The 12,466-nt window shown below is 34.1% G+C and carries 13 protein-coding genes; 4 read left to right on the forward strand and 9 right to left on the reverse strand.

What is annotated here, in order from left to right:
* Positions 1-99 precede the first annotated feature (99 nt).
* The 7 genes from EKQ63_RS25675 to EKQ63_RS25705 form a co-directional block, all read right to left on the reverse strand.
* A complete protein-coding gene (locus EKQ63_RS25675) occupies positions 100-516 on the reverse strand; it encodes an SRPBCC family protein (protein ID WP_087953087.1) in 417 nt (138 codons plus the stop codon).
* Positions 517-533: 17 nt separating this feature from the next.
* Complete coding sequence (locus EKQ63_RS25680) at positions 534-1,544, reverse strand: aldo/keto reductase (RefSeq protein WP_143881618.1); 1,011 nt, start codon at positions 1,542-1,544, stop codon at positions 534-536.
* Positions 1,545-1,933: 389 nt separating this feature from the next.
* Positions 1,934-2,113, reverse strand: coding sequence for a hypothetical protein (locus tag EKQ63_RS25685; protein WP_025966497.1), 180 nt, complete (start codon positions 2,111-2,113; stop codon positions 1,934-1,936).
* 190 nt (positions 2,114-2,303) lie between these two features.
* Positions 2,304-2,903, reverse strand: a complete 600-nt coding sequence (locus tag EKQ63_RS25690; RefSeq protein WP_143881619.1) for a DedA family protein — start codon at positions 2,901-2,903, stop codon at positions 2,304-2,306.
* The gene (locus EKQ63_RS25695) at positions 2,903-3,481 is read right to left on the reverse strand and encodes a class I SAM-dependent methyltransferase (protein WP_143881620.1); all 579 of its coding nucleotides are present in this window, start codon (positions 3,479-3,481) and stop codon (positions 2,903-2,905) included. The genes EKQ63_RS25690 and EKQ63_RS25695 overlap by 1 nt, the downstream gene beginning before the upstream one ends.
* Before the next feature lie 141 nt (positions 3,482-3,622).
* A complete protein-coding gene (locus tag EKQ63_RS25700) occupies positions 3,623-5,572 on the reverse strand; it encodes an ABC transporter permease (protein WP_143881621.1) in 1,950 nt (649 codons plus the stop codon).
* The gene (locus EKQ63_RS25705; protein WP_087953092.1) at positions 5,559-6,329 is read right to left on the reverse strand and encodes an ABC transporter ATP-binding protein; all 771 of its coding nucleotides are present in this window, start codon (positions 6,327-6,329) and stop codon (positions 5,559-5,561) included. The genes EKQ63_RS25700 and EKQ63_RS25705 overlap by 14 nt, the downstream gene beginning before the upstream one ends.
* Before the next feature lie 307 nt (positions 6,330-6,636).
* On the opposite strand from EKQ63_RS25705, the gene EKQ63_RS25710 reads away from it, so the two are divergent.
* The gene (locus EKQ63_RS25710; protein ID WP_087953093.1) at positions 6,637-7,509 is read left to right on the forward strand and encodes an AraC family transcriptional regulator; all 873 of its coding nucleotides are present in this window, start codon (positions 6,637-6,639) and stop codon (positions 7,507-7,509) included.
* 45 nt (positions 7,510-7,554) lie between these two features.
* On the opposite strand, the gene EKQ63_RS25715 is transcribed toward EKQ63_RS25710, so the two are convergent.
* Together EKQ63_RS25715 and EKQ63_RS25720 are read right to left on the reverse strand one after the other, a co-directional pair.
* Positions 7,555-8,190, reverse strand: coding sequence for an SdpI family protein (locus EKQ63_RS25715; RefSeq protein WP_029440261.1), 636 nt, complete (start codon positions 8,188-8,190; stop codon positions 7,555-7,557).
* On the reverse strand, positions 8,187-8,459 hold the full coding sequence (locus EKQ63_RS25720; RefSeq protein WP_087953094.1) for an autorepressor SdpR family transcription factor: 273 nt from the start codon (positions 8,457-8,459) through the stop codon (positions 8,187-8,189). Before EKQ63_RS25720 ends, EKQ63_RS25715 begins: the two co-directional genes overlap by 4 nt.
* 208 nt (positions 8,460-8,667) lie before the next feature.
* Here EKQ63_RS25720 and EKQ63_RS25725 point away from each other — a divergent pair, with 208 nt between their 5' ends.
* The 3 genes from EKQ63_RS25725 to EKQ63_RS25735 all read left to right on the forward strand — a co-directional run bounded on the left by EKQ63_RS25725 (position 8,668) and on the right by EKQ63_RS25735 (position 12,456).
* Complete coding sequence (locus tag EKQ63_RS25725) at positions 8,668-9,363, forward strand: response regulator transcription factor (protein ID WP_000276738.1); 696 nt, start codon at positions 8,668-8,670, stop codon at positions 9,361-9,363.
* 2 nt (positions 9,364-9,365) lie between these two features.
* Entirely contained in the window at positions 9,366-10,388 is a 1,023-nt protein-coding gene (locus tag EKQ63_RS25730; RefSeq protein ID WP_000765345.1) for a sensor histidine kinase, read from the forward strand.
* 94 nt (positions 10,389-10,482) lie between these two features.
* On the forward strand, positions 10,483-12,456 hold the full coding sequence (locus EKQ63_RS25735) for an FtsX-like permease family protein (protein ID WP_143881622.1): 1,974 nt from the start codon (positions 10,483-10,485) through the stop codon (positions 12,454-12,456).
* Positions 12,457-12,466 lie beyond the last annotated feature (10 nt).

The following is a 12,466-nucleotide window of genomic DNA, read 5'->3' on the forward strand; positions in this document are numbered from 1 at the left end:
ACAAAAAGACGAACTAAAGTTTCAAACTTTAGCTCGTCTTTTTTATGTTTAATCAGTTTTTTTAATCTATTCTCAAACTCTCATTGTTTAATAAATTGATTAACCTAAATATGCTTGTTGTAATGCCTCTAAACCGTCTTTATAAATTCCATGGAATAGATTAATTGCATCTTCATCAGTAACCTCTACAGGAGTGAAGCTACCAGACCATTCAACTAATGATGTGTTAGCATCTTTACCTTCTTTAACACGGATTGTAGATAAATAATTCGTCACAGGGAATGGTGCTTGCATAATTGAATATGTGTAGTAACGTTCTTTCTCATTAAATGCTTCTAAACGCTCTACGATTGCATCGCCATCAGGATTAGCTAAATGACGTACACGTCCACCTTCCGTTACTTTACTGCTAGGGATATATGGTAACCAATCTGGAAGTGCATCAAAACCTCCAATTAATTTCCATACTTGGGCAGGTGAAGCTGGAATTTCAATAGATGTAATAGTATTTGCCATTTTCATTACTCTCCTTTTTATTTAACGTTAATTGGTAGTGGTGCATTAACTGCAACTAATTTTTGTTCACGCATTTCTTCCCAGAACGCTGCTGGAATCACTGTTTTTAATGCAGCTTGGTCTTCTGCAATTCGTTCCGGTTTACTTGCACCAGGAATAACAGCTGCAACTGCTGGGTTAGCCAGTGAAAACTGTAAAGCAGCAGCTTTAATACTGATTCCATGACGATCTGCAAGGTTTTTCATTTTATTAACTTTTGCAATGATTTCTGTTGACGCTTTTTGGTATTCGAAGTGAGCACCTCCAGCAAGTACACCTGAGCTATATGGTCCACCAACAACAATGTCCATATTGTTTTTTACAGCCGCAGGCATCACGCGTTCTAACGCACGCTCGTGGTCTAATAATGAATAGCGACCAGCTAGTAAAGAAACATTTGGTTTTGCTTCTTCTAAATCCAACATAAGTTCAATTGATTCTACTTTATTTACTCCAAGTCCCCAGCCTTTAATTACACCTTCATCACGCAATTGAGTAAGTGCACGGAATGCTCCTGTTCGAGCAATTTCAAATTGTGAAATCCACTCATCTCCATAAAAATCTTGTGCTACATCATGAATATAAACAAAATCTAGACGGTCTGTTTTTAAACGTTTTAAGCTATCCTCAATAGAACGAAGAGTTGCATCCGCACTGTAGTCATTGATGATTTTATTTTTACGGCCAAATTCGAAAAGTCCGCCTTTTTCACCTAAATCACGTGTAGATGGATCTTCCAATTCATCTGAAATAATTCGACCTACTTTTGTACTTAAGAAGTAATCATCACGATTTCTTTTCGATAATGCTTCACCAAGACGAATCTCTGCTAAACCAGATCCATAAAGTGGAGCTGTATCAAAGTAACGAACACCATTATCCCAAGCAGCATCCACTGTTGCGATTGCTTCTTCCTCTGGAATATTACGGTACATATTACCTAGCGGTGCCGTACCAAAACCAAGTGTATCTTTTAATAAATCTTTCATTTAAAATCTCCTCCTAAAATCTATTTAAAAATGATGAATGGATATCAATTAATGTGAAAAGGGATGACCAATCAAAGCACGATAATTATTAAAAATAACGTAGATGCTTTTTAGTTCTACACTACTCATTTCCCTCTCACATATGTAATTATGTCTTATCAGCAACACAATAAAAAGTACGCACTTTAAAGTGTTATAGATACTAATAAGTAACAATTTTATGTTTCAACGTCTGTAGCTCCAAAATAAAATGATTTTATAAAAAAAAACCTATTTTTGCGGAGATAACCGTAGAAATTATGAGTGGAACATAGAAAGTTGTTGTTATTCTTCATTCAAAAAAGGCCACAACGAACTGAAATATGTTCGTTGTGGCCTTTTTATCTTCTTTAAAATATTACATTACATTTCGAACAAAAAGGAGCAGAATTCCCTTTTCTAATTTTCGCATCACATTTTGGGCAATATACATATCGCTCTTCTATCTTTTGTCGTTCTATCATATGTAAGGATACTATTCTCATACTACACATAATTCCAATTAATATAAGACTAACAATGAGTAGCATAACTCACACTCCCCCTCCTATATTTTACCATAAAATAACAAACCCGATTCTCTTATCTAGAACCGGGTTTATACTTACAATCCTAACTTTACCTTTGCACTATTAGGAATTTTATCTACTTCTATTTGTACTTTACCGTGCAAAAACTTCCCTCTTATAATTACACGCCAATACGAACCTTTCGCCTCCTTTATTTACTCATCACTGTATTTCTTTTTTGTCTGTATAAATAAAACACACTCACAATCAATGCGATGCTTCCGCCAAAATACAAACCATACTCTATCGCAACTGCGACAATACTTTCAATATGTTGTCCAAATAAAGAACCTAGCACAAAGTAAACGAGTGTCCAAACAAATCCTGTCGTATAAGAATACAAAGCATACATCTTAAATGACATATTATTCATCCCAACTACATACGGTACGATATGTCTTACAACCGGTATGAAGTAACTTGTAACTAACGCATAATGACCATATTTCTCTACCATTTGTTGAGATTTCAAAAGATATTTCGCCTTTTTCTTTTTCATTAGCTTATGAAGTACTTTTGTACCAAATATTTTCCCTAGTATATAACCTAAAAAAAGCCCCGATACAACGCCTAAATACGTTAATAAAAACGCAGGAATAATACTTAATATCCCTAGTGATGATACAAAACCACCGCTCATTACAATCATTTCGTCTGGAATTGGCATACCGATAATCCCTAACCATAAACAGAAAAACAAAGCCCAATAACCGTATTGTTCAATATAAGATAATAATTCATGTAATTCCATTATGCATACGCTCTCCTTAGCTCTTTTTTACAGCTAAAGACGTACGCTGGTGGGAAATTGAGCCACACTTTCTCTAGCGTAATTTCAGGAAAGAAGTGCTGTATAAATCCTTTTTTTACCAGTGAATATTGAAATGTAATAAATTCACCATTCTCATGTATCGCTTCCATTACATTGTTTAAAATACGCTTTGAAACTTCTTCTGGTAAAGATGTAAAAGGTAATCCCGATAAGACGTAATCCACGCATTCTATATGGAACTCTTCCATATACTTCTTTATATTTTCAGCTGAACCGTGTACAACAATGACGTTCTGCTCATCTTTATATTTTCTCTTTAGCTCTTTGCAAAACACTTCATTAATTTCAATAAGAAGAAATATTGTTTCCTTCTTTTTTCTCTTCATAATCTTCTTCGTAAAAACCCCTGTACCAGGCCCTAACTCTACGATGCATTTCGCTCTATGAAAATCAATTACATCTACCATTTTTCTTGCTAATATTTTTGAACTTGGCGCAATTGCACCAGTATGTTTCGGATGTTTAATAAATTCGTGTAAGAATGTTATGAGTTGCATGTAACCATCTCCCCATTCGTTCAATAGTTTTTAACTTGTTTCTAAGTATAACTATCGTTTCTTAACAAAAATTAAGGAGATTTCTTAAGATTTTATGAAGAATAAAAAACAGCTATCGCCTGTAGCGATAGCTGTCCCTTATTACTTCGCACTCACGATCTTATAATAAGAACGAACTGTTATGAAGTAATACCCAATATAAATGACACCGTATACTCCGATACTAATTAGAAGCGGAATCATAATTTCAAATGGTAGTATGTTCCCTAAACCTTTTAATGCAAACAAGCTGTGCAGGATTCCGATTACTAACGGGATTGCAAAGATAAAGCTTACTTGTTTTGCGATAGCTTTTTTCATTTCTTGTTTTGTGACCCCTATTTTGTGAAGTACAACATAACGCTCACGATCAGCATTTGCTTCTGTTAATTGTTTAAAGTAAATAATAGAACCTGTTGCTAGTAAGAATACAAGACCTAAGAACATTCCAATAAACATCATTAATCCTGTTCCTTCAAGCCCCATATGGAAACCAGTGTAGAAATCTCTAAATGATGGCACCATTTCTGATTCACCAGTTGGCATCACTTTTGTTAATTTTTCTGTTAATACTTTACTATCTTTTTCATCTTTTACATCAATATTTTTTACAACGCGTGTTCCAAATGCTTGTTTCGCTTGCTCATACATTTCATCTGAAACGACAACAACTAATTCACCTAAATTTGTAATCGCAACGTCATTTGCACCTTGGATTTTTAATTGCTTCGTTTCGTCTCCAATTTGGAATACTGCTTTGTTTCCTTTATATTGTGGACTAAACTCATGTCCTTCTATATACGAACTATCATATATAAATGCTTCATCAGCAGCTACATTCACTGTTTCTGCGTCGATTTTTTTAGCAAATTTATTAAATTCTGACTGAGACATAAACTGATATTTCTCTGAAATCCTATAGTTCATGTTAAGAATGAAATCAACTTTGTCTCCTTCAAACTTCCCTTTTACAGGAACTGTCTCAATTTCAAATTGATCTTTGATCGGGTGATCTTTCTTCTCTTCTGCAAAAATTGCATTTACTTTCTTATCAAGCTCTGCATCTTTTTTCTCATAAGAGTAACTGTAAGGTGCAACTGCTTTTGACTGTGTAAATGTGTTGTAATACATCGTAACTGATGTACCAACTGCCGTTAATGTTACCGCGCTTAAAATAGAAATTGTCGCAAGTGACTTTGCATTTCCTTTAATACGATATAGTAGCTGTGACGTCGTTACCATATTCATACCGTTATAAAACGATGATTTATTCGTTCTTGCACGTTTCAATACGAATACTGTAAAGAACATAAATAGTAAGTACGTACCTAATACTGTTGCTAGTAAAATATAAAGTGCAACTGCCATAAAGTCTGCATATTTAACTGCCTTCATGAACATTAATGCTAAGAAATAACCTGAACCGATTAAGACAACTGAAATAAATGCCATAATGACAGATCCTTTTGGCATTGCTTCTCCTTCACGTTCTGCGCGGAAAAGTTCAATTAACTTAAAGCGATAAATTAAACGATATCCTTGAAGTGATGTATACAAAATAATCACAAAGAAAATAAGTGCTGTATCAATAATGGCAGCCATCGGTACTTCAAAATGAACATTTAAATTTAATCCCATCATGCTTACTAGCAGTTCAAGGAATAATTTTGAAAGGACACTACCAATCGCAATACCGATAATTAAAGACATTAATCCCATTAACATATTTTCATAAAAGAGCATTTTACCAATTTGTCTTTTACGAATACCTAATAACGAATATAAGCCAACTTCTTTTTTACGTTTACGTGTAAAGAATCCGTTCGAATATATAATAAACACTGCTACGAAAATGATAAGCATGACACTTGAAACTTGGAACGCTCCACTAATCTTTTTAGAAGCTTCTGCTGCTTTTTCCATTTGTGAATTATATTGCAGTGCTTTAAATGTAAAATAAATAACGATACTAAAAATCATAGATGCAAAATATACAAAGTAGTCTTTAAAGTTCCGCTGTATGTTGCGGAGGGCAATGCTAGATAAGGTCATCAGCCATACCTCCAGAAATAGAAGACATTACGTCAACAATTTTTTGGAAGAACTGTTTACGCGTTGATTCACCACGGTGCAATTCTTTATATAGTTCACCATCTTTAATGAAAATAACTCGTTTACAATAACTTGCTGCAAATGCATCATGCGTTACCATTAAAATTGTAGAGTTATCATATTCATTTAACGACTTCATACTTTCAAGTAAATCTGTTGCTGATTTAGAATCAAGCGCTCCAGTCGGCTCGTCCCCGAAAATCATACTTGGATTTGTAACGATTGCACGTGATGCCGCACATCTTTGCTTCTGTCCACCAGATACTTGATATGGGAACTGACTTAAAATATGATCAATACCGAATTTCTTTGAGATTTCAAGAACACGGCGATCAATCTCACTCGCTTTCACCTTTGATAACGCAAGTGGTAAAGCGATATTCTCTTTCACCGTTAACGTATCTAATAAGTTATAATCTTGGAAAATGAAACCTAAATGATCGCGGCGGAATAACGCTAACTTATCATCATTCATTTTTACAATATCTTTTCCATCGATTAAAATTTCACCGTTCGTCGCATTATCAATTGTAGAAAGAACATTTAGTAAAGTCGTCTTACCAGAACCAGAAGGTCCCATAATTCCAACGAACTCACCTTCTTTTACTTGTAAGTTAATACCTTTTAACGCTGCAAATGTATTACCACCTGTGTCATATACTTTTTCAATATTTTTTGCTTCTAACACTGTTTTCATCTCGACATCCCTCATTTCTTCTATTCTCTATTTTCAACTATATACACTCTCTACTCTTGCCACTATCGATGTTTCTTACACAAACATGACAGTTATGTAAGGCACATAAGTAAAGAAATCAAAAAGTTAACGTAATGAATTAAAGTACTTTGTTACTATAACATTGGGATATCATACCATCCATTCATTCTCCTTACAGGAACATTACAATTTTGTAAGGTACAAAATGTACCCTACAAAGTTGTGCATGAAATGTCGGATGGGGCTATTTCGTTCCTGCTATTCTATATACAGAGGAGGTCATCATATGGATTCACTTAAAAATATGAATGCTGCAATGCGCTATATTGAAGATAATCTTACGAATGAAATTGATTTTAAAGAAGTTGCGAGGCTAGCTCTTTGTTCTGAGTATCACTTTAAAAGAATGTTTTCGTTTTTAGCAGGCATATCACTATCAGAGTATATTCGCTGTAGACGTCTTACTCTCGCTGCCTTTGAACTAAAAAACAGCAATGTAAAAGTCATTGATTTGGCTATAAAATATGGCTACAACTCACCAGATTCATTCGCTCGTGCCTTTCAAAACTTGCACGGTATCACACCTTCAGAAGCCCGAAATAGTAGCCATTCTTTGAAGGCTTATTCACCAATGACCTTCCAATTATCCATTCAAGGAGGAAATGAAATGAACTATCGAATTGAAGAAAAAGAGCCATTTCGAATTATAGGTATTACAAAACGAGTACCAATCGTTTTTAACGGTATAAATGAAGAAATTACTTCTATGTGGAAAAGTTTAAACCCAGAGTCTATTCAAACGTTAAAGTCACTTTCAAATATGGAACCTACTGGAATTATTAGTGCTTCTACTAATTTTTCTGAAGGAAGAATGGAGGAAAAAGGAGAACTTGATCACTATATTGGAGTAGCTAGTGTGGAAGATTGCCCAGAGCAATTCGCACAACTTGAAGTCGCAGCTTCAACGTGGGCTATATTTGAAGCTGTCGGACCATTTCCTGATGCATTACAAAATGTATGGGGACGTATTTATTCTGAATGGTTTCCTTCTTCCAATTATGAACTAGCGGAAGGACCGGAAATATTGTGGAATGAACAGAAAGACATATCTTCTTCAAACTTTAAAAGTGAAATTTGGATACCGGTTTTGAAGAAGTGATAAAAAATAAAGCTGCTTTTCCTTAAAAGGAAAAGCAGCTTTGTCTTACATTTTTAGTTCTTTTTTATAAGCGACATAGGAATATCCCATCGTTAATCCTACTGCACCAATAATAATTCCAACCATTATGAAAGATTTCCACGTTACTGGTACAAAAACACTTAAAATCATAATAATTCCTAATACAACAAACACCTTTCCGCTAAAACGGTGCGTTTTTCTCCATACTTCTTCGTTGCTTAACGTCCACGGTGTTTTTATACCTACAAAGTAATTTGGTTTACATTGTGGTAAATAGTTTCCGATGACTATAAATAAAAGACCAACAAGAATAAGCGGTGTACTATTCATTGGAATGTCATAGCCTAACCCCACTCCAATTACAAGCATATTAACTAAAAATAATAATACTACTACGCTATAGTTTATTATCATATAACCTTTAGAAAACTTATCATAATTCTTTTTCTTAGGATCAATCTTTGGGGTAATTGTTAATAAAACGTAAGTAAAAATCATAATCCCAAGTAGCAACAACATTGCATTAAATTTGGAAGCATAACCATTTACACCTTCCATTCCCCAATGAACTGCCATTGTATCAGGCAAATTCGGCCATGCATATGCCCAAGCTAAACCAGTTATAAGAATCAATATAATTGCGACAAGATGCTTTTTCATTTGCTCTCTTCCCCCTTATTCGTAAACGTAAACACCCAAGTCAACAAATCTTGAAAGACAGTTGTATTTAAAGAGTACATAACGAATTGCCCTTTCTTTTCATCTTGAATAAGTTCAGCATTTTTAAGTGCGTTTAAGTGGTGTGAAATACTTGGTTTTGTCATATTGAAATGTTCAGCAATTTCTCCAGCGGTTAAATCACCTTCTTTTAATAAGTCTAAAATTTTTCGCCTTGTTGGATCTGCTAACGCTTTGAATGCTTGATTCAATGTCTTTCTTCCTTTCACTAATTAGACATTTAGATATTTATCTAAATGTTAAAATGATTTCAGTTAATTGTCAATTATATACGAAGCCCTTTTTACTTTCTCCGCTTTTGACCTATACTGTTTACTAGCTTATCTTTCAACTTAATGAAAAGACTTGAAACACATGATACACTATATCTACAATTGTTTTTTTAGGAGGAATATACATATGTATAAAATTTTAATCGTTGAAGACGATCCAAATATTTCATCATTACTACAATCTCACATTCAAAAATATGGCTATGAAGCTGTTGTTGCAGAGAATTTCGATGATATTATGGAATCGTTTAACGCTGTGAAACCACATCTTGTTTTACTTGATGTAAACTTACCGAAATTCGATGGGTTCTACTGGTGCCGCCAAATCCGTCATGAATCTACTTGTCCAATTATTTTCATTTCAGCTCGTGCTGGTGAGATGGAACAAATTATGGCGATTGAAAGCGGTGCGGATGATTACATTACAAAACCATTCCACTACGACGTTGTAATGGCAAAAATTAAAGGACAATTACGTCGTATTTACGGTGATTATGCACCAAATATTTCTGAACGTATCGTTGAAGTAGAAGGTTTAAAACTATTCCCTGAACGTCCAGAAATTCATTTTGGATCTGAACAAGTTCTTTTAACGAAGAAAGAGGCAATTTTAGCAGAAATGTTATTATCTAAATTCCCTCGTACAGCGAGCCGTGAGGATTTATTAGCTGCGCTTTGGGATGACGAAAGTTTCGTTGAGGAAAATACATTAAACGTAAACATTACGCGTCTTCGTAAAAAGTTTAATGAGCTTGGCATTGAGAACTCTATTGAAACAGTACGTGGACTTGGATATCGCTTTAACGCAACTTGGAGTGAATAAGCATGAAGCTATTTTTACGTGATCATTTTGCATTTTTTCTACTGTACGTATTAAACTTCGGTATCATTTTCGTTCTTTATGATGCAGTAGATGGATTTCAAAATAATAAATTTTACTTCGTCGTTTTAAGTTTATACTTATTTATTTGTTTCCTCGCTTACCGTTACGTCCGCAATCGTAGAATGTACCATAGATTAAGTGAGCAACCAGAAAAAATGGAAGATGCGTTTATTGAAAGAGCGACTGCTCCAATGCCTCACGGTGTCAATGAACTCGTGCGTACGCAGTACCGCCTCTTCCAAAAAGAACTACAATCGTATGAAGTAAAACAACAAGAACATCAATTATTCATTAACCATTGGGTACATCAAATGAAGACACCTGTTTCTGTTATGCAGCTTATGGTGCTAGAAATGGAAGACGAACATTTAATTCCAAAGTTTAAAAAAGAATTAGAGCGTCTAAACCAAGGGCTTGATATGGCTTTATACATGGCTAGGTTAAATAACTTCCATGAAGATTTCCATGTCGAGACGATTTCATTAAAAGATACGGTAACAAAAAATATTAACGGATTAAAAGAACTATTCATTCGTAATGGTGTCTTCCCTGTTTTAGAAGTTCATTCTGATTTAAAAGTTGCTTCTGATGCGAAATGGCTAAAATTTATCATCTATCAGTTAATGACAAATGCTGTTCGTTACTCTGGTGAGCGCGGAAAGAAAGTATTCTTATCCGCTTACCGAAACGGAAAAGATATTATTTTAGAAGTTCGTGATGAAGGTGTTGGTATTCCGCAAGAAGATATTCGAAGAGTATTCGAACCGTTTTACACTGGGAAAAACGGTCGTACATTCGGAGAATCTACTGGTATGGGACTTTATATTGTAAGTAAAATTTGTGATTATTTAGGTCACTCTGTCAAACTAGATTCTGAAGTTGGGAAAGGAACGACGATTAAAATCATCTTCCACAACGCTGCAAATAATCAAGCAGAACATACGGAGAAGGTGACCGAAGCATGATCGTGACATATGCTAGCAAAATGTATGAGAACTTACTCTCATACATTTTTTGCAATAAAACTACATATTTGTCTTCTAGCGGGAGGTACGTATTATGACATTTTGGCAGTTTGCCTTTAAAAATGTAACACGTAATTCCAGAGCTTATTTTGCTTATTTCGTAAGCAGTTCTTTTTCCATTGCTGTTTTCTTTTCGTTTGCTGTTTATTTATTTCATCCTAAATTACAAAATTTCAGTATGATCTCAGAAATTTCAGGATTAATGATTTTTTCAGAAGTTATCATTGTCTTGTTCTCGTTCTTCTTTCTACTTTATTCAATCGGATCGTTTTTAAAAGTTCGGAAAAAGCAATTTGGTGTGTTAACCGTTTTAGGTATATCAAAAAAGCAATTACATCGACTCATTTTCACTGAAAATATGTTAATTGGTATTTTATCTATCTTTTTCGGCATGCAGTTTGGACTTGTCTTTTCGCAATTTTTCTTATTAGTAACAGCGAAAATTACATATCTACCAGGACTATATTTATATTGGCCAACGAATGCTTTTATTTTAACAACAATTGTATTTCTGAGTCTCTTTATCGCCGTATCTTCATTTACACCAATGCTGATTCGTACGAAAAGGGCGGTAAACCTTTTAAAAACGAATAGTAGTGGGAAACAAAAAGAAAGAAAACCATCCATATTCATCTCTCTATTTGGTGCGATTTGTTTATTAGGTGGTTATATTTTAGCTGCAAATCCTAAATATTTCTTCTCAATAAACCCGCAAGTAGGCGTTATATATATGGTTTCAAGTATTTTTGTGATCCCATCACTTGTGACAGTTGGGACATATTTTTTCTTTTCTCAAATTAGTTTCTTACTTATTTATATTTTAAAGAAAAGAAGAAAGTTTTATATGAAACGAATTAATATGCTGTGGATTTCGGATTTAGCAAGCCGCATCCGAACGAATATTAATATGTTGTTTATTGTAGCGATGCTATCTACAATCGCTTTCACAATGATTACGTTCCTATATGGGGTCGGAAAGTTTACAAAGCTAGAGGTTACGCGAAGTTCACCGTTTCCATTCTCTTATTTTTCTTATGAAGCAAATCCTTTTGTGGACAATCATTTAAATTGGCTTGAACAACAATTACAAAAAGAGAATTTCTCTTATAAAAAAATAAAGGCTGATTTATATGAAACACCATTGAAAGAAGATGAAGGTATAACAGCTTATAATGACATATATGCAATAAAACAAAGTGACTATAATAAACTCGCAGCTTCCCTGCGAATGAAACAACTATTCATGAACGAAAATGAAGTATACATCTTAACAGGTAACGCTTATATAACCTTATTCAGCGAATTTGAGCCAAGCTACAATAGAAAGTCTATTACACTTTCTAGCACAAATACGCAATTACAAGTAAAAGGCTATGAACAAGCAGGGGCCATTCCATCTAACTTTTCATACCAAACTTTAATTTTACCTGACTCTGTTGTAAACAACTTACCAAATACAACAAAGCACGTAACAGCGTACAATTATAACGTACAAAATTGGGAAAAGACTTATGAAATTGCTGATGATTTTATGAAAAAAATACAAAGAGATCGACAGGAATTCCAATACGAAGGCCCTCTTATACGCTCCTATGAATCAGCAGGTTCATTATACAGAATCACATCTGGTAGTGCTGCATACTTTCTAATCGGAACATTTTTAGGTGTTATTTTCTTCATTGGAGCCGGTAGCGTTCTTTATTTTAGAATGTATACAGATTTAACGAACGAACAAGAGAAATATATAACGATTTCTAAGATTGGTGTAACAGATAAAGAGATGAAACGATCTGCTACTATTCAGCTTAGCATTTTATTTTTCATTCCATATGTTATGGCATCCATTCATACAATGTTTGCAACAAAAATGCTCCAAGATGTAATTGATCTATCACTATTCAAAGAAATTTCAGCTGTTCTTATTATTTTTGGCGTAGTTGAAATCGTCTTTTTCTTATTCATTCGTTCTTTTTACATGCAAAAGTTATCAGAGTATACGAATGGTTAAATTTTATGAA

The organism is Bacillus sp. BD59S (assembly GCF_007363175.1).
In the GTDB taxonomy this organism is placed as follows: Bacteria; Bacillota; Bacilli; order Bacillales; family Bacillaceae_G; genus Bacillus_A; species Bacillus_A pacificus.

Coding starts and splice junctions, on each gene's coding strand:
- EKQ63_RS25675 (WP_087953087.1), bottom strand. CDS start 516: ATGGCAAATACTATTACATCTATTGAAATTCCAGCTTCACCTGCCCAA.
- EKQ63_RS25680 (WP_143881618.1), bottom strand. CDS start 1,544: ATGAAAGATTTATTAAAAGATACACTTGGTTTTGGTACGGCACCGCTA.
- EKQ63_RS25685 (WP_025966497.1), bottom strand. CDS start 2,113: ATGCTACTCATTGTTAGTCTTATATTAATTGGAATTATGTGTAGTATG.
- EKQ63_RS25690 (WP_143881619.1), bottom strand. CDS start 2,903: ATGGAATTACATGAATTATTATCTTATATTGAACAATACGGTTATTGG.
- EKQ63_RS25695 (WP_143881620.1), bottom strand. CDS start 3,481: ATGCAACTCATAACATTCTTACACGAATTTATTAAACATCCGAAACAT.
- EKQ63_RS25700 (WP_143881621.1), bottom strand. CDS start 5,572: ATGACCTTATCTAGCATTGCCCTCCGCAACATACAGCGGAACTTTAAA.
- EKQ63_RS25705 (WP_087953092.1), bottom strand. CDS start 6,329: ATGAAAACAGTGTTAGAAGCAAAAAATATTGAAAAAGTATATGACACA.
- EKQ63_RS25710 (WP_087953093.1), top strand. CDS start 6,637: ATGGATTCACTTAAAAATATGAATGCTGCAATGCGCTATATTGAAGAT.
- EKQ63_RS25715 (WP_029440261.1), bottom strand. CDS start 8,190: ATGAAAAAGCATCTTGTCGCAATTATATTGATTCTTATAACTGGTTTA.
- EKQ63_RS25725 (WP_000276738.1), top strand. CDS start 8,668: ATGTATAAAATTTTAATCGTTGAAGACGATCCAAATATTTCATCATTA.
- EKQ63_RS25730 (WP_000765345.1), top strand. CDS start 9,366: ATGAAGCTATTTTTACGTGATCATTTTGCATTTTTTCTACTGTACGTA.
- EKQ63_RS25735 (WP_143881622.1), top strand. CDS start 10,483: ATGACATTTTGGCAGTTTGCCTTTAAAAATGTAACACGTAATTCCAGA.